This window comes from Mycoplana ramosa (assembly GCF_041930185.1).
GTDB classification, from domain to species: Bacteria; Pseudomonadota; Alphaproteobacteria; order Rhizobiales; family Rhizobiaceae; genus Mycoplana; species Mycoplana ramosa.
In genome coordinates this window covers 13,135-34,946 of sequence record NZ_JBHEEW010000008.1, presented here as the reverse complement: position 1 = coordinate 34,946, position 21,812 = coordinate 13,135, and the positions used below count along the sequence as shown (strand labels likewise).

General features: G+C 59.5%; 19 protein-coding genes and 5 pseudogenes. 12 read left to right on the top strand and 12 right to left on the bottom strand.

Features of this window, described 5'->3' with window-relative positions; translation table 11 throughout:
• Window positions 1-137 precede the first annotated feature (137 nt).
• Both JNC62_RS11885 and JNC62_RS11880 read left to right on the top strand, forming a co-directional pair.
• Window positions 138-1,703: a peroxidase family protein gene (locus tag JNC62_RS11885; protein WP_374838988.1), complete on the top strand. Its 1,566-nt coding sequence runs from the start codon at window positions 138-140 to the stop codon at window positions 1,701-1,703.
• A 28-nt stretch (window positions 1,704-1,731) separates the two neighbouring features.
• Window positions 1,732-2,154 (top strand): hypothetical protein, encoded by a 423-nt coding sequence (locus tag JNC62_RS11880; protein ID WP_374838987.1) that lies wholly within the window; start codon window positions 1,732-1,734, stop codon window positions 2,152-2,154.
• 25 nt (window positions 2,155-2,179) lie between these two features.
• Here JNC62_RS11880 and JNC62_RS11875 read toward each other — a convergent pair whose 3' ends face one another.
• The 4 genes and pseudogenes from JNC62_RS11875 to JNC62_RS11860 form a co-directional block, all read right to left on the bottom strand.
• Window positions 2,180-3,418: a YcaO-like family protein gene (locus JNC62_RS11875; protein WP_374838985.1), complete on the bottom strand. Its 1,239-nt coding sequence runs from the start codon at window positions 3,416-3,418 to the stop codon at window positions 2,180-2,182.
• A gap of 98 nt (window positions 3,419-3,516) precedes the next feature.
• On the bottom strand, window positions 3,517-4,299 hold the full coding sequence (locus JNC62_RS11870) for a transporter substrate-binding domain-containing protein (RefSeq protein ID WP_374838983.1): 783 nt from the start codon (window positions 4,297-4,299) through the stop codon (window positions 3,517-3,519).
• Window positions 4,296-6,401 (bottom strand): AfsR/SARP family transcriptional regulator, encoded by a 2,106-nt coding sequence (locus tag JNC62_RS11865; RefSeq protein ID WP_374839300.1) that lies wholly within the window; start codon window positions 6,399-6,401, stop codon window positions 4,296-4,298. The genes JNC62_RS11870 and JNC62_RS11865 overlap by 4 nt, the downstream gene beginning before the upstream one ends.
• A 42-nt stretch (window positions 6,402-6,443) precedes the next feature.
• A pseudogene (locus tag JNC62_RS11860) lies at window positions 6,444-6,746 on the bottom strand (adenylate/guanylate cyclase domain-containing protein); the annotation flags it as partial.
• Between the two features lie 264 nt (window positions 6,747-7,010).
• On the opposite strand from JNC62_RS11860, the gene JNC62_RS11855 reads away from it, so the two are divergent.
• A complete protein-coding gene (locus JNC62_RS11855; RefSeq protein WP_374838981.1) occupies window positions 7,011-7,226 on the top strand; it encodes a hypothetical protein in 216 nt (71 codons plus the stop codon).
• Window positions 7,223-7,750: a DUF1643 domain-containing protein gene (locus JNC62_RS11850; protein ID WP_374838979.1), complete on the top strand. Its 528-nt coding sequence runs from the start codon at window positions 7,223-7,225 to the stop codon at window positions 7,748-7,750. The genes JNC62_RS11855 and JNC62_RS11850 overlap by 4 nt, the downstream gene beginning before the upstream one ends.
• Before the next feature lie 88 nt (window positions 7,751-7,838).
• On the opposite strand, the gene JNC62_RS11845 is transcribed toward JNC62_RS11850, so the two are convergent.
• Window positions 7,839-8,021: a DUF3008 family protein gene (locus JNC62_RS11845; RefSeq protein ID WP_374838978.1), complete on the bottom strand. Its 183-nt coding sequence runs from the start codon at window positions 8,019-8,021 to the stop codon at window positions 7,839-7,841.
• Window positions 8,022-8,173: 152 nt separating this feature from the next.
• Between JNC62_RS11845 and JNC62_RS11840 the strand changes: the two genes are divergently transcribed.
• Window positions 8,174-8,602, top strand: coding sequence for an HD domain-containing protein (locus JNC62_RS11840; protein WP_374838976.1), 429 nt, complete (start codon window positions 8,174-8,176; stop codon window positions 8,600-8,602).
• Between the two features lie 68 nt (window positions 8,603-8,670).
• On the opposite strand, the gene JNC62_RS11835 is transcribed toward JNC62_RS11840, so the two are convergent.
• From JNC62_RS11835 to JNC62_RS11825, 3 genes and pseudogenes are all read right to left on the bottom strand, one after another.
• Entirely contained in the window at window positions 8,671-9,426 is a 756-nt protein-coding gene (locus JNC62_RS11835; RefSeq protein WP_374838974.1) for a CatB-related O-acetyltransferase, read from the bottom strand.
• Between the two features lie 169 nt (window positions 9,427-9,595).
• Window positions 9,596-10,294, bottom strand: a complete 699-nt coding sequence (locus JNC62_RS11830; RefSeq protein ID WP_374838972.1) for an acyltransferase — start codon at window positions 10,292-10,294, stop codon at window positions 9,596-9,598.
• 164 nt (window positions 10,295-10,458) lie between these two features.
• A pseudogene (locus JNC62_RS11825) lies at window positions 10,459-11,181 on the bottom strand (quinone oxidoreductase family protein); the annotation flags it as partial.
• A gap of 14 nt (window positions 11,182-11,195) precedes the next feature.
• On the opposite strand from JNC62_RS11825, the gene JNC62_RS11820 reads away from it, so the two are divergent.
• Together JNC62_RS11820 and JNC62_RS11815 are read left to right on the top strand one after the other, a co-directional pair.
• Entirely contained in the window at window positions 11,196-11,507 is a 312-nt protein-coding gene (locus tag JNC62_RS11820; RefSeq protein ID WP_374838970.1) for a hypothetical protein, read from the top strand.
• A 64-nt stretch (window positions 11,508-11,571) separates the two neighbouring features.
• Window positions 11,572-12,396 (top strand): hypothetical protein, encoded by an 825-nt coding sequence (locus tag JNC62_RS11815; protein ID WP_374838968.1) that lies wholly within the window; start codon window positions 11,572-11,574, stop codon window positions 12,394-12,396.
• Here the strand turns inward: JNC62_RS11815 and JNC62_RS11810 are convergent.
• From JNC62_RS11810 to JNC62_RS11800, 3 genes and pseudogenes are all read right to left on the bottom strand, one after another.
• A pseudogene (locus JNC62_RS11810) lies at window positions 12,356-12,697 on the bottom strand (ATP dependent DNA ligase); the annotation flags it as partial. The gene JNC62_RS11815 and the pseudogene JNC62_RS11810 sit on opposite strands and share 41 nt — an antisense overlap.
• A 227-nt stretch (window positions 12,698-12,924) precedes the next feature.
• Window positions 12,925-13,233 (bottom strand): annotated as a pseudogene (locus tag JNC62_RS11805) (thermonuclease family protein); the annotation flags it as partial.
• A gap of 540 nt (window positions 13,234-13,773) precedes the next feature.
• Window positions 13,774-14,283 (bottom strand): hypothetical protein, encoded by a 510-nt coding sequence (locus tag JNC62_RS11800; protein WP_374838967.1) that lies wholly within the window; start codon window positions 14,281-14,283, stop codon window positions 13,774-13,776.
• On the opposite strand from JNC62_RS11800, the pseudogene JNC62_RS11795 reads away from it, so the two are divergent.
• The 3 genes and pseudogenes from JNC62_RS11795 to JNC62_RS11785 form a co-directional block, all read left to right on the top strand.
• Window positions 14,232-14,537, top strand: a pseudogene (locus JNC62_RS11795) (carbonic anhydrase); the annotation flags it as partial. The gene JNC62_RS11800 and the pseudogene JNC62_RS11795 overlap by 52 nt on opposite strands.
• Window positions 14,538-14,716: 179 nt before the next feature.
• Window positions 14,717-16,381 (top strand): AIPR family protein, encoded by a 1,665-nt coding sequence (locus JNC62_RS11790; protein ID WP_374838965.1) that lies wholly within the window; start codon window positions 14,717-14,719, stop codon window positions 16,379-16,381.
• Window positions 16,382-16,402: 21 nt separating this feature from the next.
• Window positions 16,403-17,299, top strand: coding sequence for a hypothetical protein (locus JNC62_RS11785; protein WP_374838963.1), 897 nt, complete (start codon window positions 16,403-16,405; stop codon window positions 17,297-17,299).
• Between the two features lie 441 nt (window positions 17,300-17,740).
• Here JNC62_RS11785 and JNC62_RS11780 read toward each other — a convergent pair whose 3' ends face one another.
• Complete coding sequence (locus JNC62_RS11780) at window positions 17,741-19,531, bottom strand: AAA family ATPase (RefSeq protein ID WP_374838962.1); 1,791 nt, start codon at window positions 19,529-19,531, stop codon at window positions 17,741-17,743.
• Between the two features lie 425 nt (window positions 19,532-19,956).
• On the opposite strand from JNC62_RS11780, the gene JNC62_RS11775 reads away from it, so the two are divergent.
• Together JNC62_RS11775 and JNC62_RS11770 are read left to right on the top strand one after the other, a co-directional pair.
• Entirely contained in the window at window positions 19,957-20,547 is a 591-nt protein-coding gene (locus JNC62_RS11775) for a helix-turn-helix domain-containing protein (RefSeq protein ID WP_374838960.1), read from the top strand.
• A complete protein-coding gene (locus JNC62_RS11770; protein ID WP_374838958.1) occupies window positions 20,525-20,809 on the top strand; it encodes a helix-turn-helix domain-containing protein in 285 nt (94 codons plus the stop codon). Before JNC62_RS11775 ends, JNC62_RS11770 begins: the two co-directional genes overlap by 23 nt.
• Window positions 20,810-21,812 lie beyond the last annotated feature (1,003 nt).

Here is a 21,812-nt window from a genome sequence, read left to right as displayed (position 1 = left end):
GCACAAGCATAGCCCGAGATCGGTCGCAAGACCGGAAGCAGAGATGACAGTCTAGATGCAAGTTTTGCCAGTCAGCTGAAGCACGCGTACCCGGCCTTGGATCACGCGTGTGTTCCGGGGCCAGGGAGCTCTTCGACATGGTGACGCGGCGCCATCGTGGCTTGGCTGTCGGTGCGGGTGCCACCTCCCGCGGGCACGCTCCGCATCCGCGCAACATTTCCGAACCGTCTCTGACGTCCATCGAAATGCTCGCTCCGCGCAACACCGAACCTGCGCCCGTCGACCGCGGCGATCCTGCCCCTCACAGGCCGTTCAAGCGCTGCTTCGGCAGTACGTCTGAAGCAGAACTGCCCGATGCGTCCGTCCTTTGCGAACTCGGGGCTGCATTTCGCTTCAACGTCACCGATACCGAGGTCGAAACCCAAATTCCCGTCGGATACACCTACCTTTGCCAGTTCCTCTTTCACGACCTGACGTCGATGGTCGCGGACGCAGGCGGCGAGCCGTTCAACCTGCACTCTGGCCAGCTGAACCTCGACAGCGTTTTCGGATCCAGCACCACAGACCCTACAAATCCGGCGACGCCGATGGCCATCGGCCGAACCGCTCCTGCCGCCAGACTTTGCGACCTGCCGCGGGACTCAAGCGGCAGGGCCATGATTGCCGACCCGCGCAATGACGACAACCTGGCGCTGGCGCAAACGCACATGGCCATGATCCGGTTCTACAATGCCATTGTCGCGCGATACCCGGGCCTTTCCGAGCGCAGCGCGCGAGCACTCGCGGTCACGCATGTACAATCGGTCGCTCTCCACGACCTCCTGCCGCGTCTGGTCGATCCGGTCGTCTACGACGACGTCATGCAAAACGGGCGCTCGGTCATCCATGCCGATCCGCAGGAAACAAAATTCCTGATCCCCCTCGAATTCGCCGCGGCCTGCGCCCGCTTCGGCCATTCGATGATCCGGACGGTCTACCAGCACTGGAATGCCGCAAATCCCGGCGCCATGCTCTTCGGTTTCTGGAAGAATACCTACAACAGCAGCGATCCACCGCTGGACGGCACGCTGGACGAGCCGCGAACGCGCCTGTCCGACCGATGGATCGCCGCGTGGGAACGCTTGCTGTCGGAGCGGCCGTCGCCAACCGGCCAGCCCCCCCTCTTCGCCTCGCGGATCGACACGGTGTTTGCCTATCCGCTGGCGCGGATCCCGCAAATCGCCCTGCCGGTGCTCGCCTCCAGCAGCCTGCTGCCCTCCACCAACATCGCAACACTGTCACTGCTGCGCGGGCTGTCGCTGCGCCTGAGCAGCGGCCAGGCCGTCGCCCGGCAGGTGCTGGCCGCCGTCGTGGATCGCGGCGGACCGGCCTTTCCCATCCTCACCTCCGACCAGATCGTGCAGGACGAACCGGAAGCCGCGCGAACCTTGCTCACCCAGCCGCGAAACGGCGCCAGGCCGCTGGCCGAGAGCACGCCGCTGCTGCTCTACACGCTGAAGGAAGCCGCGATCTTGAGCCAAGGCATGCGACTTGGGCCGATGGGCAGCCGCATCGTCATGGAAACCCTGCATGCGGCAATCGAGGCCGCGCAACACTCGATCCTCGCAGCCCGCTGGAAGCCCGATCCCGGCCTGAAGCCCACCGCCGGCGACTGTTACACGTTTGCAGATCTGATCTGCTTCGCAGGCCTCTCAAACCAGTGACATGCCCAACAAAGGAAAGGACCAGGCAATGTCGACGTTCAAGGTGTACAAGGGAACAGACGAGGTCGCAGGATCCATCATCGCGGCGACCGAATTCAATGCGCTCTATACGAACACAATAAACTCCACGAAGTTGTTCGAGGACTGGATCAAGAAACTGATCAACATGGGAGGCGGCGTCCGCGTCACCTATGGCGACGACGACATGGCCGTATCCTTTCAGAACAACAAGTTCATCGCCACCGACGCGGCCGGCACCCAGCATGAACTGAAGCTGAAGGGAGACAATGACGACAAGAGCACGAAGAAGGTGATGATGATCAAACCGGGGCAGAAGCCGGAATTGAACGATCAGTACCTGTCCAACATCGTCGCGAACATCAAGGCAGCGAACCAACCGGACGCGATGGCCTACCTTCTCGGGACGATCCTGCTCCGGCGCTGCCGCTGATCGCAGCGAAAGCGCCGCCCGATGTTCAGATGGTCAGCGGCAGGTCGTTCAGTTCGGAGATGTCGATCGAGCGGTCACACCAGCCGATGCGTGGCGGCACGTCGAACAGCCGCCCCGCGGCGAACCGGGCGTGCGGCGGACGCAGACCCGGTACCACCACCCGTGCAACCGGCACGCCGACGCGGGCACGGGTCAGGTCGACCATGAGCAGACGCAGGCCGCGGTCATGGCAGAGCGCCACACAGGTGTCGAGCGAAGGCGAGCTTACCGCGGCGCCTTTCCTCTCGCGTCGTGCCGTCGGCAACAAGTGGGGCAGCGAATGAACGTTGACCGAATTCAGCCAGAACTGGAACGGATCGCCGGGCTTGGTCGGGATGGCCTTGCGCATCTCCAGCGACAGAAAGGCCTGCATCATTTCCGTCAGCGCGGAGATCGCCGCGACGGACGGATCGAAATGTGCCGCCGTACCGATCGCAATGCCGCCGCCGGCTCGATCGGCCGAAATTGCCGCGCGCACGGGAATGCCGAAATCGGACGTCAGATCGAGAAGGTAACAGTCGCGCTCCCTGTCGGCGAGCCATTCGAAGATCGTCATCGCCCCGCCGGCTTCGGCGAAGTCGGCGGCCGGACGGGCGTGTTTGCCGTACCACCACAGCGCGGTTGCATCGCGCTCCACAAGCTCGAGGAAGCCCGCAATCACGGCATCGTCGAGCGTCGCGCCGGCTGCGCAGCCATTGCTGTCGGCCACGGCGAACGTGCCCGCGTCGCCAGCCTCGGCGTATCCGATATAGGTCTGCGCGGCGGTGACGAGCATCGGCGCGCCGTCAGTCAGATCGACCGCCTCGACCCAATCGACGACCTCTTGCTCATCGAAGCGCTTCGGCAGCCAATCGTATTTGCCGTGTCTGGCGTTCCATTCCCGCCGCTTTTCGTATTGGTCGTCGCTCGCAAGGAGCAACGAAGCAGGGTGGAAGGCGCGTTCCTTCACCTTTCCATAGGATGCCGCATGGACTGTCTCGCTTCCCCAGTGGCAGGACGACACGAGTTCAGCCGCCTCGCCCCGACAGCTAGCGAGCGCCTGCTCGACCGTCAGGCCGCGGCCTGACGCGATCCGTCCTCTTTCGGGCGTGGCGGCGGGCGGAAGTGCGAACGGCGCACCATCGGCACGCGGCAAAGCGACATTCAAGGCGACCGGGAAATCGGCCGGGCTGACTGAAAACACGTCAAATGCGGTTGCGATATGGTCATCCGCAGAACTGTACATCGGACCACCTCCGGTACCGATCGATCGAGGCCGGACCGGTTCGGCGGGGTGCTGTTCCAGTTTCAAGCCACGATCAAAGCATGCGCCACCAGATTGTCTCAATCGCCATAGATGTCGAACGAGAAATACTTTGCGGTGATTTCGTTGTACCTGCCGTTTGCGCGGATCGCCTTGATCGCCGCATTGAGGGTCTGCCGCAGCGCGGCGTCGTCCTTGCGCAGCCCCAGGCCTGCCCCCAATCCGAGGATATCCGGATCGTCGGGAACGTCTCCCTTGAACTCGCAGCAGGACTTTCCCGGATCCGCGGCGAGAAATGAATCAAGCCCGATTGCCTCGGCCTGGATGGCATCGATTCGCCCGGCGACCAGATCCTGCTGCGCCTCGTCCTGGGTCTGGTAGATCTTCACCTCGGCGACGGAACCGGCGTAGTGCTTGCGCGCATAGTCTTCATGGGTGGTCGAGGCCTGGACCCCGAGCACCAGCCCCTTCAACCCCGCCGGCGTTGCATCCATTTTCTTGCTCTTCAGGCCGACGATGCGCACGGGCGACCGATAGTAGCGATCGGAAAAGTCGATCAGCTTCTTGCGTTCGTCGGTAATCGACATCGACGCGGCAATGACATCGATCTTGCCGGCATTGAGCGCCGGGATGATGCCGTCCCAGGCGATCGGCGTCAGGACGCAGTCGAGCTTCGCTTCGGCGCAGAGCGCGTCCACGAACTCGATCTCCCAGCCGACCCACTTGCCCGACGCGTCGAGAGAGGCGAAGGGCGGATAGGGCTCCGCAGCAACGCCGATCTTGATCGGCTCGGCGCGCAGGTCCGCCCCACCGAAGACAACGAGCGCCAACGAAAATGCAATCATCCTGATCAGGTTTTTCATCTTCCGCTCCCATCTAGATCCAGTCCGGCAATGCGAAGACCATGCACAAGCCGCTGCCTGCACGTTTCGTCCTTGAACGGCAGGCCGTGGAGCACCCATGAAACGATGCCGGGTTCGTCCGGCGCCGCCTCGCCCCACTGCCGTCGGACCGAGGCAAGGAATTCCGCTGCGGCCTCGCTCGCCTCGCGCGGCCGCCCCATGTGCGCCAGCGCGGCCGCACGCCAGGCGTGCAGGTCGAGCAGGCTTCCGGCCCCCCTTTCGGCCGCGGACACGCTGCCCGCATAGTCTTCGGCTATGAAGTGAATGCCGGCAATGTATCCCCATTGGTAGGAAGCCACCACCGGCGAGAGTTCCAGCGCCAGCCGTTCAAGCGCCGCCGCCTTGTCGCGATCGCCGAGAAAGGCAAGCCCGTGGGCACAGGACAGCAGCGTGCGCGGGTTGTTGGGATTGAGCTCGAAGGCCAGGTCGTAGTGGATCGCCGCCTGCTCGAAGCGGCCGGCCATGATGCAGGACCAGGCGAGCGTCAGGTGGGCGCGCGTTTCGAGCGGGTCGAGTTGCACGGCCGTCTGCGCAAGCCGCAAAGCCTCGGCGGCAAGCTGCGGATCGCGCCGAAATCCCGGCACGATCAGATGACGGACATTGAAGATGCTGGCGAGGCTGGAATAGGCCGGGGCGAACTGCGGCATCGCCTGGATAACCTCACGAAACAACGTTTCCGCTTCGGCTTCCGCCTCCGGTGCCCAGCGCAGCAGCAGGTTCTCCCCGCGCAGCCAGGCATCGTAGGCGGAGAGCGAGATGTCGCGCCGGCCGTGACTGCCGCAAACCCGCTCGGCGGAAAGATAGATGTCCAGCGTCGCCGCCACCCGTCGGGCAATTCCCGCCGAGGTCCATATCCAGTCCTCCAGTGCAAGCGGGAAACGCTCGCTCCAAAGGATATGGTTGCTCTTCACCTCAATGAGCGTGACGACCACGACGCCCTCGCCCACAGGCGATCGGGCGTCGAGCCTATAGTCGATCGTCGCGACATCCGGCTCGGCCGGCGTGTTGTCCTGATCCTCGATGATCACCCATTCGCGGAACTTGGTCAGGCAGCCGATGATGTCGGCGCGAAATCCGCCGAGAAGGTGAGCCGAGGCGGTGGCGTCGTCGGGCGCAGCAAACGGGCGGACCTCGATGACCGGCAGGCGGCCGCCCTGCGCCTTTGCGGCGACCGGAACCGCAGGCCTGCTCGTCTCGGACCGACCGGACCGGATCGCCGCGACGATCTCCTGGGCTTCCGGCGAAGGACCGATACCGAACTCGGACGACAGCACATCGGCAAGCGCGCGATAGACGCGCAGCGCCGCTGCCGCCTGACCTTCGGAGGCGTAGGCGCGCATCAGGATACAGGCGGCACGCTCATGACTGGGGTCGATGGCAACCAACGCGGTTGCGGCGTGCTTCATCGAGAGCATGTCACCGGCGAACCGCTCGATGCATTGCTCCAGTTGCTCGACAAGGCGCTCGCGCCAGCGATACCTGGCCACGCGCAACCAGGAGGCGAAAACGTCGTCGACATGATCGAGTCCGGCCAGTATGTCGTCGGGCGAAACACGTCCGTCCAGCAGGGCGCGGGAGACTGAGCCCTGCGCCAGGCCCTCGCTGATCGCGAGCAGGTCGACCTCCAAACCGGCGGGCGCCAGGCTGACTTTATTGCTGCCGATTGCAAGAGCATCCGATCCCGCTCGCCTGAAAGTGTCGCCAATCTGCTTGAGGGTGACGGTGAGCGCGTGCCGCGCCGCGGCGCGGTTCCTGTCGCTCCAGAAGAGTCCGGCCAGACGTTCCCGCACCTCGCCAGAGCGATGGCTGAGAACGAGATAGCCGAGCAGCGCCCGTGCCTTCAGCGAACTGGGTGTCAGTTCTTCACCGAGGGAACTTCGCACGGAAAACTGGTCGAGAACCGAGATCATCAGCTTGCGGAAAAGCCGGTCGTCCCGACCCGGATCGTTCCCCGCCCCCGCGACAACCTGATAGGCGGGGACGGGGCGAGGAATATTCTTCAGGGCCTGCGGGCCAAGACTGCGATAGGTCGCGGCGACGTGGTGATGAACCTGATCGAACACCGCCTGCGAAACGCAGATGCCGCCTGGCTCAGCCAGCGATTGCAGGCGTGCGGCAACGTTGACGATATGGCCGAACAGTTCGCCGTCGCGAAACTGCACCTCACCAAGATCGATACCTATTCGAAAGTCCATTCGTCGATCTGGGCTAAGGGTCGCGTCCATTTCGCGAAACACGTTCTGGACCTCCAGAGCAAAGCGGAGCGCCTCGACTGCGGACTCGAAGTCTGCAAGCGCGCCATCGCCCATCGTCTTCAGGACCTCTCCCCTGTATTTGGGCGCGAGTGTGCGGAATACATCAAAACAACGCTGGATGAATTCGACCGTCGATGGCTCATCCGCCGCCATATGCTGGCTATACTGCACAGCATCCGCAAACAGGATAGCTTTTAGTATGCTGTGCCGCATAGTTTCCTGCCGCTGTGTTGGCTGCAACTAACCGACAACTGTACCCTTATAATACAAATTACTTTGGGCCTTGCGAGAAAAACACCGCTTTGGAGTTGCGCGGACGAAAAAAGCACCCCGTTCCCGCGAAGCTTCAACCCCGCAAGGCCCCGGATCGCACTGTCATCACCCCAGGCATCGTCGGAATGAAACGGGTGATGTAGAATGCGCGCTTTGCCGACGTCGGTGCATGAGGCCGCAATGAAACAAGGGGGGATGGTTCTGTTCGTTCTGGCTGCCCTTGCTTCTTGCGCCACGAACGCGGTGGAAAGCGGTGAAGCGCCGGCGGGCCATATCGAAAATCAAAAGGGCCGCTCGGTCGAATGGCTGAGGCAGCATTGCCCCGATTGCCTCGGCCGTGGTCCGAAGGTCCGCCCGTGAGCCCGGGCTCGGCTCTGTCGCCCTGCGAGCGGACCGCGGTCTTTTCGCGTTGTGGCCGATACCGCTACACACTCGGCCGCCGCTGGTCCGTGGATGGCGAGCACATCGTCTGGATCATGCTCAATCCGTCGCAGGCGGACGAAACAAACGACGATGCAACCATCCGGCGCTGCATGTCCTTCTCCCGCATTTGGGGCTACGGCGGGCTGATCGTCGTCAATCTCTACGCGCTGTGCGCCACGAACCCCAGGCAACTGTTGAGCGTGGCAGATCCTGTCGGGCCGGACAACGACTGCCATGTGGCCGAAGTTTGCGAAGCACTGTTCCCGGCCCGCCGGCGGACCGTCATTGCCGCTTGGGGCGCAAACCCGTTGGCACAGGCGCGTGCACGGGTCGTCTTGTCGATTGCCCGCCGTGACATCGATTGTCTCGGCCTGACCGGAACCGGCCATCCACGTCATCCCCTCTACGTACCAGCCACCCAACCACGCGTCGCCTACGCCCGGCAGGGCTTCAGCTTGTAGAGCAAGGAAGGCGCCAGCCCGCGTCGGAAACGGTCCCAGCGCGCAAACGCGGCAATTGATGGCGTCTATCGTCTGTTCCTCGAACACGTCATTTGGCGTGTTCCGGTTTGCCTTTGTGCTTTGTGGCGGCGAACTCTTCCAGTTGCTTTTCCGTCATGGATTTCTCCATCTCTTTCGAAGCGCCCTTAAGTTCGCTCTTCTTCATTTCGCCCCGCTTGGCGGCAAGGGCGGCGCCGGCGGCCTTTTGCTGTGCTTTGGACTTTGCTGGCATGGGAATTCCTCCATCGAGCAACGTAAACAGGCTTCGACGTTTGCCGGTTCCAACCCGTGCCGATCTTTTTGCCAACCCGGCGGATATGATTTGTGGGGAACAAAAGCTGCGGCTTTCAATTCCTGGACAGTGTCCATGCGGAGGGGTCGACAATGTACGACAAGACCATGTTGAACCGCGCGATCGCGATCGCACAGGAAGCTCACCAAGGACAGCTGGACAAGGCTGGCGACCCCTATGTCGAGCACTGCAAGCGCGTCGCCGACAATGTTGTGTCCACCGACGAGAAGACTGTCGCCTATCTGCATGACGTTGTGGAGAAGACATGCTCCTGGACGATCGAACGGCTCGCGGCAGAGGGTTTTCCAGCCCCGATCCTTGACGCGGTTCAGGCGCTGACACGATCACCGAACGAGAGCGACGAGCACTTCGTTCGCAGGGCCATGAGCGACAGTCTGGCCCGCAATGTCAAAATCGAAGACATCAAGGACAACCTCCTGCAGGTGTTGCATGTGGACGGTGATGTCGAACGTTTGACCCGCGAACTCGCCTTGGCGAAGGCGGAAACGAAAGCGGCGTGACTGCAACCATTGCGCCGCTCGCCGCATCGCTGCGCGATTATGTGCATGAATTCAATCTAGCTGGCACATTACTTGACAACGAACCGAGCCAGATCCACGTCTGTGTCCTTATCGATTTCCATCTCAAAGATGGCAATGTTCCGTTGCATCTTTTCGAAGCTCCAATCCCACCATCGTATTCGCAACATGGATTCGATGGTGGCCGGGCTGAAGCGGTATCCTATAATTTTAGCTGGCACGCCGGCGACTATCGAATACGGAGGCACATTCTTTGTAACCACGGCCCCCGCAGCAATGACGGCGCCGTGCCCAACATCGACACCTGTCAGGACCGTCGCCCCATCGCCTATCCATACGTTATGTCCGATACAGACAGGCCCCTTCGACGTGCTGCCTTTCCGCAAGCCTAGCCTTTGCTGCAACCAGATCTGCTGGTTCACCATATTGGTTGCGTGGTTAGTGGAAATTAGCGTCACACCGTTCCCGAAAGCGGCGTATCGGCCCACTCGCACAATGCCGCTTGCCCTGAATTCGCCATTGATCGACGAATGCGCACCGATCATGACGTTTCCCTTAATCCTCCACTTTGCCGCGGGGCCGCGCACACTATGGGCCCTCAACGAAAGAATGTCGTTGGCGTCCGCCTTGTCACTCAAGGCATTGAGTTCCATGAAAAGATCCGACGCTGGGCGCTTTTTACCGTTCCCTTTCGGCGGCCGTTTGCTTGGAGTATCCAGCAGTTCTGACGGTTGCTGGTCACCGCAGTCCCGAGCGCTGTCCTTAAATAGATGGCCGAGGTAAAACCCGTACTTCGCGATGGTCATCCGGCGGCCTCGCCCCACTTGAAGATCCCAGCCATTACTTGTTTCTCTTTCACGACGACGGCGACCAAAATTGCTCGTGCCCCTTTCAAATCTTCAAAGGACCCGGCCTTCTCCACGGTTTTTTTCGCCGACCCCAATCCCTGCAATTGTTCATAACATCGTATTATTTTCATGTGTAGCCCTGTGATCGGGCCCACTTCTTGAGATTCTTCCGAAGTGTGGGGTGAAGTTTAGCATTCTCCGCGTACATGTTCTCAGCGGCGAAACGGTCCCAGATCACGCCGCTTCTGATGACTTTCGCAGGAGTTCCGGCCGCGACAGAGTTATTTGGTACCTTCGTGTTCGCGACAAAGCTTCTTGCTCCGATGATCGAACCGCACCCGATCTCTGCCCCTTTGCCTACCAGGACCTCCTGCCCGATCCAGACGTGATCCTCGATCCGAATGGCAGCCGGCGGGTTGGTCCGCTTCCCGGTCTCGATGTCATAGATCGCATGCGCGTCTGTGTTCCTGAGCACGATGTCGAAGGAAAACATGCAATCGGCACCTATCAGGATCGCCTCTCTGTCGATGACGAAACTGGCGCTCACCAATGTCGTCCCTTTCCCAACATGAAGATGACCGCCATTGGTTGCTGTGACTTTTATGCTGTTCGCGGTTGCGAGCCCTGACAGGTCGATGACGGCGTTATCTCCGGTGAGGCGAACGATGACATTCGAGGCGAGGGGGCGTTCAGGAAAAATCACCCTGCATCCCGACCCGTTGGCCGTGATCGACCCTCGAATCTTTGAAGTGTCTCCCTCAACCGAGATGTGTTGAACTGCCTCAACGGCAAGCTGGTCTGCTTTACGCTTCCTGAAGAAAAACACGTCTGCCCCTCGCTGATCGCAGGGGACAAAACCACGATCGGCGCCCCCTAGCAAGGGTTGTCACAAGTATGCTTCGCGTCGGCCTCTCCGGCAGAGATTTTCTAGCCATCCAAAAAGGAGGCTGGTCAGCGTTCTGCTCATCTCACGCTCCTATAGTCGGAACGTCAAATGCGCAGGACGACCCGGCCAATGGTTTCGCCAGCTTCCAGTGCCCGATGCGCGTCGCCGACGCCTTCAAACGAAACCACGCGGTCGATGTGAGCGCGCAGCGTGCCACGGTCGACCATCTCGGCGATCTCGTCGAGCACCTTGACCTGTCGCAGCCTGTTGCGATGATCGCGAGCGATCTGCGGCAGGCCGATGTTGACGAACGAGAGGTCCAGGTTTTTCCATTCCGCCATCGCGTTGCCGCCTTTGGGCCAATCAGAGACCACAGTGTTCACCAGACGGCCATAAGCGGCTGTATGCTCAAAGCTCCGCGCGAAGTTATCGTGTCCGACAAAGTCGAACACGACGTCAGCGCCATCCTTTCCGCTCCAGGCCTTGAGCTCCTTGTTGACGTCCTGACTCCGGTAGCGGATTGCCAGTTCGGCCCCCATTCCGAGTGCGAACTCCGCCTTGGCATCGGTCGAGACGGTGGCCGCCGTCCGGGCACCGATCTTCGAAAGATATTGGATCGCGATATGGCCAAGACCGCCCGCGCCCCCGTGCACCAGCACGTGGTCGCCGGACACGACCTTGCCCTTGTCGAACACCGCTTCCCACGCCGTCAGTCCGACCACCGGAAGCGCGGATGCCTGCACGAAGTCGAGGCTTCTAGGCTTCTTCGATACATAAGCGCCGTGAACAACCTTATACTCAGCGTAGCTCCCCGGATTGCCGGCATAGGGATGGCAACCCAGTGCGCGTTCTGATCTACGCCTCTCACGAGGGTGCCGAGGCCCAACCGAGTTACATGGTGAAATGGCGTGGATGGTATGTAGGTCAGGTATGGAATGATGACGGCCGACATCCCGAAGAGAAGTTCCGTCCGCCGACCGCCCTCAGCGACACGCCTTCCTGGATGACGTTTTGGCACGTCTCCGAACTCGAGGAGATGGACAAGAAGCACTGGTTTCCGATCAGCAAGGTTCCCAAGTTCAAAGGCGGCTGGACGAAATTGAAACCCCCGCGCGGTCCGGTTCTTGTGGGGTTGCCTTCCGCATTGGAATAGGCAACCGATGAGCCGCGCTGCGAAGCAGAGATCAGATCGCGCGGTTTCCGGGGAGAGTATGCAGATGCTGACTAGACGGAAAAGACTCGGTAATCTCGGCGAGAGATTAGCGAGAGCACTGCTGCATCAGAAAGGTTTTGAGCAAATTACAGACCTAAACGCGCGACGCCCCAATCACCCTGGCGGGGACTTCACTTCCATTCGCAATGGGATGCCATATTTCATAAGTGTGAAGGCGCGTGACAAGTATCAACAGAACGGCCGCCTAAACGGCGGCTACAACGTCTATCCGACCAAAGTGCGCAAAGCCGCAATGTCGTATCGGGCGGTTCCTGCTTGGGTGACCATTCAGATCGATGTCGAAAACGCCCGGTACAGTGCCTATTTTGGCAGGATTGACGAGCTCAGCAATCCCAACAGCGTCTCAGTGCCAATGACACCTCGCGCTGTCATGAAATACGAGTGCCTCGCAGAAAGTTTGACTGATCCGGAAATCAAGTCTGACCTATCTAACCGGGCGGAATTTCGCCCCACGAGACAGGTGTCCGAGCCTCAAACCAGCCTTTCCAGACTTGAGAAAATCGCCACCGAGGTGCTTGGGTTTAAGCCAGGAACGAAAACGCACCGGGCGATCGCGCTGTACCTTCGAAGCAAAGGGGCGACGACCGAGGAGGTCAAGGCTGTTAACGATGGACCTTATCTTAACTGTCTCAAGAAAGTTCGGGCGATGGGACACGAGGTCAGAAAGTCAGTTGTCACAGCGAGAAATAGACGGGCGGTGACCCGCTACAGGATTGTCCTCAAGATGGCCAAAGAGGTCGGGACATCAAACACTCCTGAGCAACCAATTAAAGATCGAACACCGACGCGTCGTCCGCCCTCTCTCTGATCCCCTTGAACGAGGGATGCCTGAGCTTTTCGTCTTCGGTCCATGCTCGATATTCGACCTCGGCGACGAGCAACGGCTTCGTGAAAACCGCGCCCTTGCGTTTGAGAGCCACAGCCGGCTCGTTGGTCACGACCTTGTCGAGCAGCTCCCGCAACCCGACCGATTCCGAGCGGGTCCAGCCTGTGCCACAACCACCAACGTATATGAGGCTGCCTCCCTTTTTCGCGGCCAACAGCAGCCGTCCGACCGCACCGGGCAGTGTTGACGGCTCGTATCCGACGATAACGAAGCTGTCGCGGCGGCTGGCTCAACAAGGACGCGGTGCTGGCACGTTGGGGTGACCAGTACCTGATGAACCTGCGCAGCCGATTCCGCTGCGATTGCGGCAACCGCGCCGACAACGTCGTGCTAATAGGGCGATTGCCACGCTAGGGAACGCAGGCTGACCGAGGCCTTTTCGATGAGGAAGTTTGGACAGCATGACTTGCTTCCGGCTTGCTCAGCGTAGCGCGGGTCGACGCCGATTGATCAGCATGTGGGCGTTTGCTTCGAACGCTGCGCCCGCGCTTCACACGGCAACTGAAACGCACCCTGCCAGATACCCAGCACCTGCGTCCGCGCTTTGTCCTGCGCGTCGGCATAGGCTCCACCACTGTATCGCGACCAGTCTACTGCCAGACCGTTCTCGACGAGCCAGCGATTGACCTCGACTCCATCAGCGCGGAAGCAGACGCCCACGAAACGCCTGTACCGATCGGGCTCGACAAACTCGCAACGCGCTGGCCGTGATGTTTGGAGAAACCGATCGAGCATCATGGCGGCCTCCCGGCCACATCTCTACCCGAGCCCCATCCGCACCTACGCGGCAGAGAAAGCGTTGACGGCCACAATCGTGGCCCTCATTCTCCGTCATCCAGCATACCGCACGACAGGCAGCGAGCCCCGTTCCAGGGGCCTAAAGACCCGCAGTGGCCGCAGTAAAAACTGCTGTGCGGATTTTCCGCGGCGGGAACATATCCCACGCCAAGCCGCGTCTTTACATAGCGGACGTATCCGTCCTCAAAAAGAACCTTTAAGCCCGGCGCGATCCTGAATTCCGCAGGCTCTTTGACCTGCTGGAAACCCATGTGTCTTGAAACCAATCCGGCCCCAGCGCTGCTCATAAGCTCTCTCAGGAGATCGGGATTTGACTTCGCATATGCGAGAATCAAAGGCGCGAGCTGATCGAAGTTGAGCTCATCGCGGTCCGCGGCGCGCTCGAGATGAGTCAGGGCGTTCGCAACATCCCGATCGCGAATTGTCGCTGCGGCGAGCCTACGGCACTCGTCGGCCCCTTCTTTCGCCCTTTTCAGCTCTGCGAGAAGTATGGGCGCGGCCTCAAAAACTTGAGCACGTTTTCTGTTGTTGCATGCGCCGCAAGCAGGCAGCCAGTTTTCGTAGCTGTTTATGTCGAAGTCTTCGGGCTTCCAGAGCTTTCGCCAGGCTTTCAGGATCGTCCAGAAGGCTCTCTGGCACGATATGATCGACCTGCATGGTTTTGAGGTCGATCGGCTCCCGACCGAGATAACACCGCTCGCCGTGCACTCTGAAGATCGCCCACCTCTCGTGAACGGTGAATACGTACTTGGACACCGGTCTGCCCCAAGGTTGCATTTTGAAGTTGAAACTCTTCTGCATCGGCCGTTCAGGAAACACCAGACCGCGCGCTCGCCAATCAACGTCTTTGTTGGTGCGAAACAGATGCGCGATGGACGATACAGGTGGACTAAAGCCAGAAATCCGGGAATCTGCGGACAAACAGACTAACAGCGACTCAATGTGCTTGCCTGGTTTGACGTTGTGGAGGCATAAAAGCTGCGCTCGATCCCAGCGGCGCGCCTTTGTCACCGACTTCATCGGCCGCTGGATGGGACTTCTAAGCCGAGCAGATACAAGGCAGCATGTGCCCGACCCAGACCGAGCGCCAGACAGCCCTGGAACGCGTCTCGATCCGCAACTCTATCGCCAACCTCAGGTCGTTCCCGTACATCCAGGAACGTGAGGCCGGAGGCAATCTATCAACCTACTGGGCCTGGTTTGACATACACAGCGGCGAGCTCTGGGCGATGGACTTGGCATCGGAAGACTTCGAGCGAATTTGAGTGTGAAGCATCCGCTGTGTTCCGCGTCAGTGAGATTCTTGTGTTTCGAAGAAGGCCCGCCTTTGCGCAGCAAAAAGCCCTCGTGAGTGTTGATAACGGGGGAAAAAGCGGATCATAAGCTTTGCCCGATTTAAGTATACCGGGTAAATCTAGGCATTCTCAATCGAGATCAGTCACGGATGCCAGCGGTTTCACCTGTTGAATGGGATATAGTTGAGGCACGAGTTTCGGGCGCTAAGACGCGTTATGCACTAGCCAAGCAATCACTCGCGTTTCTTTATCTTGTTTTGGAGCAGTATTTTCCGGATCGTTCCTCAGATTACCCCGAAATGATCGTCGACGGAGGGAACGATCTCGGTGTCGACGCAGTCGAGATTCTTGAAAGGGACGACCGGGCTGAGGTCTACATTTTCCAGTCGAAGCACCGCACGTCTCTGGAATCGACCGACCGTACCATCAACGACAACGAAGTCCTGAAGATCGGCTCATTTTTATACGCCCTATTTGACAAGGAAGAGCGGCTTTCCAAAACCGGAAACCTTCAACTAACCGAAGCAGTTTCGCGCATTTGGCAACTCCATCGAAGTGGCATCATCTGCCAATACAGGGTCGTTTTCTGCAGCAACGGCAAGGGACTTTCGAACTCCGCGAAGACTATTTTGGACAGCACGCTCCAGTCCATGCACAACGTGGAGTACGAGGTTTATGGTCCGGCAGAGATCATGCGAGACATCGGTGCGATCGGGAGGGAACGTGAAGTTGGCAACCTCCAGGTCATCGGGCGCGAAGCCTTCGAGAGGAGCGATGGTGATATTCGGGGCGTAATCGCCTCCGTCGACGGGCGGTCTTTCGTGGAGATGATCCGGACCGCCGACGGCAAATCCATTAAGCGCCACCTGTTCGACGAAAACCTGCGCATCTTCCTGGGATCAAACGGTGGCTACAACGGCAATATCATTCAGACGGCCGTGTCCGATGACAGTCACCTTTTCTGGTATCTCAATAACGGGATCACGATAACCTGCAAGGACTACGCCTATAACAAGGGGCACACCAATCCGGTGATCCGGATCGAAGACTTCCAGATCGTCAACGGTGCCCAAACTTCGCATTCACTACTTGAGGCCTACAAGCGGTCTCCGGAGGCATTCGAGAACGTCGTATTGATGGTTCGGGTATATGCGACAGCTCGAGAAGACATCACCGAGCGCGTTGCCGTCGCCACCAACAGTCAGGCCCGCATTCAAGCACGAGACCTCCGGGCCAACCACCCCGTCTTGAAAAAACTCGAAATAGCGTTCCGAGATCAGGAATACTTCTTCGAGCGCAAACGGAACATGCACGCCGACCGCGATCCCAAGCGACGCTTAGACGCACTAAAACTCGGGCAAATATTGCTCTCTTACCAGCTAGGGGAGCCGGATCGCGCGAAGGCAGACTCCGACAAGATTTTCGGCGAGCGTTTCGGCGCGATCTTTCACGAACACTACCTCATCGACGACCTATGCCGCCTTGTGGAACTCTACCGATTGATCGAAGAGATGCGTGACGCATATGTCGCGAAACAACGGGATGCGATCGAGCCGACCGGCGAGCAACAGTACCTCGTCTACGGCCATTGGTTTATCCTGTATGCCGCCCGCCTGATCCTTACGCAGAAAAAAGCCCCGCTCCCTTCTGGAGACGACGCGAGGAAATTGGTTCTCGAAGCGTTGGCGCTTGTGGCAAACGCTTGCGCGAGAGTGAAAAGCGCTGCGCAGTACCAGCTTTTCCGCAGCCCCAAGACGAAGGAACGTTTGATCGCAGAAATCGAAGGGCGGCAAATGAGCCTCTTCGATCTTTAGGCATGGACTTCGGCACGCAAGATGAATGACCCTGACGACCTCGATGTCTTCCTCGAAGGCTACTCGCCAGATGCGAAACTCGAGCACGCTCTGCTTCTTCCATACCGCTATGATCCCATTCCCAAAAATAGAATATTGGAGGACAGCAGCTGCGTCGCGTCTCTGGAAAGAACGGCGCTTTCGGACGGCATCAAGGTGCTGGATCAGCATGAACACGGCATTCGGTCCGTTCAGTTCTTGGATGAAAACCATGCGAAATGGTCAGAGCACTTCCGCGACTACGTGCTCGGACGGGGTGTACCCACAAACAAGCTAGATGCATTCATTATGGCGTTTGCCAAGATTTGGGTGGACGGCAGAAAGGACCGGCACTTCTCCCCGGAGATGCTTTCGATTAAGGCTTCGATCCGCGATCTGGATCGGCTCCGTAATCCAAAAGCAGCCGGTCGTTTCGTCATCGATCAGCTCGATGAAGATGTAGCTCCACTGCTCACACCCGACGAAATGGCGGCCATCTTCGACGCCAACGCGGGTCTGATTGAGGCCCTGCTCCCCGACTACATCGATGCGTTGGGAGACCGCGGGCCCGGATCGCTTGGCGGACTCTATGTCCGACGCGGCGTGTTCATGGAGCATACCGACAGCTTTCGCCGTGAGTTGCATTATCTCAGCTCATACTCCCTGGCTCTAGGGCCGGTGGAACAATTCGCCCAGACCGGGGCATCGCGAAACAAGGGGATGGCGTCGATATTCTCCGCACCAATCGGCGCTATCCAGAACCGTGTTGTGGCCTTTGCCCCTTTCATCGCGGGGATGAACCTATCTCAGTTGGAGCTTGTGGTGGCTCCGCCGACCCGGAAAATGCCACTGACAAACCATGGTCTTCATGCCGGGATTCTTGAGTTCAGTTTTGAATGAGCGAGGGCCATTCTGGAGTTTTACGGTTCGCAATTTTGCACCGTAGAAAGTCGTCACCGCTCATCTGTTATTTGCGCAGCCCCCATCGTCGCAAAGCCTTGTCGATTTCCCTGTCGATCGCGTCTCGGTCCGCACCACCCGCCAAAGCATGCTCGGCCGCATTCCGTGGATCGCGAGTGTCGTAGCCCAATGCATCATCGGCAGGTGTTGGGGGGCCGTCCCTCGAAGCCGACGGTTCCGTTTCGTTCTTTGACACCATTTTTGCCCGCTCACCTCCGGATCGTAGTTTGGAGACCGAAATACGTCGCCCGAGTGGACGAAACCCGACCTCGTCGAGACCAGACCCAAAAGAGCGGTCTTCAGTGCGTTGCCCCACTCCCAGTGTCGACTTGATCGACCGAGAGCTTCGCTTCTGCCGCGACCGACGTTTCCTCGGCATGTCTACGCTCCCATGCTGCGCGGGAGCTTCGCAAGGCTGACCGTCGGCCGACGGTGCCTGTCGACGATCTCCCGAACCTCGTCGCCAGACAGTGACTTCGTCTGGATCAACCGGGCGGCGATCTCATCCAGGGCAGCACGCCTGCTCCTGACGATGTTCTTTGCCCGCTCGAACTCGTTGCTGATGATGTCGTGCACCCGCTTCCGTAATTCGGGGTCGTTGGCGCGGAGCACCTCAAGGCGGCTCGGCGCGTTGTCCGCGACCACCAGCGTGTGTCCCATGCCAAGACCTCCTTCCAGGAGAGTCGCGGTTCTGGTCACCGCATTCAGGTCGGCATGGTAGGAACCTGCCGCGCCGTCGAAGAATGCGTCGAACACTACGGTTTCGGCCGCGATGCCGCCCAAAGTTACGGCGATATCGTCCAGATACGCCGTCCTGGTCCGTCGCATCAGTCGCGGCATCGCATAGGTCGTCCCGCCGACCTGATTGCCATTCTCGGGCACAAGGTGGCTGGCAAGCTTGACGTTTACCAATTCACCAAATCCGACTTCAATGGCGACGATGGCGTGTCCCGCTTCATGAACAGCGACGGTATGAAGGTATTCGGGCGGAAGCTCGGGTGCCGCGGGCAATTTCGCGACGATGTGCATCGCGGCGAAGTCTTCGCTTCGTCTTCGTGCTGATCTCTTCGCGGATCGAACGAGTTGTTCGATCTCCACGCCCGAGAAGCCTTCTGTTGCGACGGTGAATTGCTCGACGTGGATCGGATCGAGGTCGATGCCGCTGTGATATTTAAGAATGGATCGCCGAGCGTCATCGTCTGGAAGCGGGACCTCAAAATGCTGGCCAAGCCGGCCCGGCCGGCGGATTGCCGGGTCGAGTTGTTGCGGATTATTGCACGCCGAGACGACGATCACCCCCTTGCGTCGGTTGAAGCCGTCCAACAATTCGAGAAATCCGGCGATTACGCCTCGCACGTAACCACGGCTGCGGTCACGCTCGCTTCTGTCTCCGAAGGTGTCGACCTCGTCGACGAATAGAATTGACGGAGCCTTTGCTTTCGCTTCGTCGAACGATGCACGCATGGCTTTCAAATGCTCGTCGAGCGCGCCGGCCGACTGCCAGGCCGAAACAGAACCGTAAATCAGGGGAACGCCACAGGTTTTCGCCAGAGCACCTGCAAACATCGTTTTCCCCGTTCCCGGCGGCCCCGAAATCAAGACCCCGGAGTCGATCTCATCCCACTGGATTCGACCTGCCTTGTAATCCTCCAAGTCTATCGCGAGGTCGCGCCCCCATTCCAGAAGCGGACCGAACCCGTGCATGTCGTCGAGAGTTGGCCCCACCGACTCTTCGCGAGCGCGGGCGATAGTCTCAGTGATGTGCCGATGTTGCCGGAGCCGCTCGATTGCAAGCGCCGGCTGACGGCGTGCCTGAAAAGCCTGATCCAGGCGAGACCATGTCTCCGACATCAGAATTTCGACGTCCCGTTCGTTCACGGGCATGCCGAAACGTCGGAGTGCTGCCTCCACTTGCCTTCTGGTCGGAGGCGGTACACTCACGATGATGTCTGCAAACAGCAATGCTTCAGTGTCGAATTTCTTGCCCGAATCTGCGAAAAAAATCGCCTGCTGTTTCTCAAGCGCCTCGATTTGGTCCCGCTGGCGAACGCGGGAGAGATCGTCCCAATCGCGGATGCACGGACTGTAGTCCCTTTTGTCCCATAGTCCCATCAGGAAGATTTCAGCAGCCTGGGAATAAATGGGCAGGTAGCTGTCTTTCTGGATTTGCAATATAGCGATGAACTTCGAGCGCGGTCTGTTCCAAGGCCGAAGCGCGGCAGCAATCTGGCAATAGGCCAGGAATACCGGAAGGGTTAAGGGCGGAATCGCGATCGGCCTGTGGGGCAGCCGATCAAGCAGGGCACGGCTCGGCTCGTCAACGCCCAGTTGTTTATGACCACCGTGGCCGTGGCAAAGTCGTCGAATCTGTTCAAAGCTTCGAGGTCATTTGCGAGTGACCTTAGCTTTGCCGCCAGACCTGCTCGCGACATCCCAAACCACCCTTGAAAAACCGACTCACCGTGATCGCTCATAATGTCATTCCTTTTGATATCTTCAATGACTTCAAACACGTCAATATTACGATTCTATGACGTATTTAAAGACCTCATAAACGATTTATTGACATTTTTTTTCACGACCGGCTTCTCCGATGCATGAAGACACCGACCTCAGCCGACGCGCTCCGAGTTGCGCGCGCCCTCCTTGGCCTCTCCCAGCGGGAGGCCGCGGCGGCCGCGGAGATGACGCAGAAGGCTCTTTCCGCAGCAGAGAGCGGAAAGAATTCACTTCTTGAGACGAATTTGCAGCTCATCAGGTTTTACGAGGGACGCGGGATAGAATTCCTTGGAGAGGCACGCATCGGGAGGGAAATCGCCGGTGCGGGCGCGCGCTTTCGAGGGCCGCCCGGGCCGGGCTCAGACCTTGCCGAAACTTCCGAATTTCACAGTATGCCCTATGGAGTGTCCTTTCTTGCGGCGCGAAGCCTGCTCGGCGAGGAGCAAGCCTACGTCGCCGCAAAGAGCGGGCTTCCACTCAAGACCATACGCGCGCTCGAACACGGGGCTACCTGGTCTGCCCCTACCGCACAGCTACGGGCATTCTACGAGGCCGCGGGAGTCCGGTTCACCGGGTGGGGAGATGTCGAGACAGGGCGGTATTACCGGGTCGGCGTGAGGTGGGCAGCGCAGAAGTCCCAGGACGTTTCAGGAGAGGCCGTAGCGAATGGCGACGTTGTTGACAGCTGACCTGATACGGGCGGCCCGCGCGCTGCTCGGGTGGAGCCAGCTTGAACTGGCGCAACGATCGGGCGTGACGCAGAAAGCGCTCAGCGATTTCGAACGCGAGAAGAGACCGCTGACAGCGAAGGCCAGCGATAGGCTGAAGACCACGCTCGAAGCGAACAACGTTCAGTTTATCGCCGTGAATTCCGAGGTCAGCGGTGAGATCATGGGGGGCGGCGTCCGCTGGCGTCCAACGCCTCCGCGCATGGACATGAAGATTCTTTGACGACAGCCCGGCCGTCGCTTCTTCTCGGGCATACCGTGGTCGTCGCTTCTTGGGCAATCCGAACTCGCGGCTTCGAGCAGTGCCTTCCAAGAGTCCACAGCAGCCTTCCACTCACAAAAGCGACGTTATACGGTACACGTGCGTTGGATGCGGCCGATCTATCTGCCAGTTTCGCGGTACAAGGCAACGACGCCAGACCTGCGCCATCCAGCCGAGTTTCAACAACCTTGAGGCGATGCGCGACGGAAAAGCTGCCTTCGGATACGATGGTCCGGTTCTCCCCCGACGACGACGAGCCGCGGGCGCAAAAGGAACGGCAAATTCCAGCGTCGGTCGGATTCCTTTGGACACGGCAATCCCTTTGGACAAGCCGGTCGCTGGCAAGCTGTCACGATGGGGGCGAACCAAGCCTGCCCCGGAAACGGGTGGGAACTTAGGACTTTCTCGCGGGGGTCCTCGGGCGATCGACAACCCTGTTCAAAAGTGGCGGCATCTGTGGCATCCTACAAACGGGCGTCCGTTATCTTTCCAGCGCCGCCCGTTTGTCACTCCACCCGCGACAATGGTAGCGAATCGGTGAAGGCGGCGGGCGAATTCCAGCACATCCGTATCGTGACCGGTTTGTTGACCAATCCGTCGACCAGAATCACAGGGGTGCATCGGCAGGAGCCTGCTCCTTCAAGCGATGGCGCGGCCGCGGCCGACAACTCGAACCCTCGACCCGCCGGTTAAAAGGCGTTAGACCGGATTCGGGCCGGGCGCATGCCCGCCCATGCCCAAAATCTCCGCCGGTAATCGATTGATTTTCATGTGCTTTTGTGATAATCAGAGGGGCGGCAGAGGACAAAGGAAGATTCCGCTCTGTCGACCAAAGACGCCGGCGAAACGGGCGTGCCCGGCGCAAATCTCCGAAAATGATGGTGGGCCCGGAGGGACGAAGGGCCGTGCACATCCTGAAGCCTTGAATTCCGAGGCACCCAGCGTTTCCAGACACTTCCGTGTA

Excerpts from the sequence above, each read along its gene's own strand:
- JNC62_RS11885 (WP_374838988.1), top strand. The coding sequence starts at position 138 with ATGGTGACGCGGCGCCATCGTGGCTTGGCTGTCGGTGCGGGTGCCACC.
- JNC62_RS11880 (WP_374838987.1), top strand. The coding sequence starts at position 1,732 with ATGTCGACGTTCAAGGTGTACAAGGGAACAGACGAGGTCGCAGGATCC.
- JNC62_RS11875 (WP_374838985.1), bottom strand. The coding sequence starts at position 3,418 with ATGTACAGTTCTGCGGATGACCATATCGCAACCGCATTTGACGTGTTT.
- JNC62_RS11870 (WP_374838983.1), bottom strand. The coding sequence starts at position 4,299 with ATGAAAAACCTGATCAGGATGATTGCATTTTCGTTGGCGCTCGTTGTC.
- JNC62_RS11855 (WP_374838981.1), top strand. The coding sequence starts at position 7,011 with ATGCGCGCTTTGCCGACGTCGGTGCATGAGGCCGCAATGAAACAAGGG.
- JNC62_RS11845 (WP_374838978.1), bottom strand. The coding sequence starts at position 8,021 with ATGCCAGCAAAGTCCAAAGCACAGCAAAAGGCCGCCGGCGCCGCCCTT.
- JNC62_RS11840 (WP_374838976.1), top strand. The coding sequence starts at position 8,174 with ATGTACGACAAGACCATGTTGAACCGCGCGATCGCGATCGCACAGGAA.
- JNC62_RS11835 (WP_374838974.1), bottom strand. The coding sequence starts at position 9,426 with ATGACCATCGCGAAGTACGGGTTTTACCTCGGCCATCTATTTAAGGAC.
- JNC62_RS11815 (WP_374838968.1), top strand. The coding sequence starts at position 11,572 with ATGCTGACTAGACGGAAAAGACTCGGTAATCTCGGCGAGAGATTAGCG.
- JNC62_RS11790 (WP_374838965.1), top strand. The coding sequence starts at position 14,717 with ATGCCAGCGGTTTCACCTGTTGAATGGGATATAGTTGAGGCACGAGTT.
- JNC62_RS11785 (WP_374838963.1), top strand. The coding sequence starts at position 16,403 with ATGAATGACCCTGACGACCTCGATGTCTTCCTCGAAGGCTACTCGCCA.
- JNC62_RS11775 (WP_374838960.1), top strand. The coding sequence starts at position 19,957 with ATGAAGACACCGACCTCAGCCGACGCGCTCCGAGTTGCGCGCGCCCTC.
- JNC62_RS11770 (WP_374838958.1), top strand. The coding sequence starts at position 20,525 with ATGGCGACGTTGTTGACAGCTGACCTGATACGGGCGGCCCGCGCGCTG.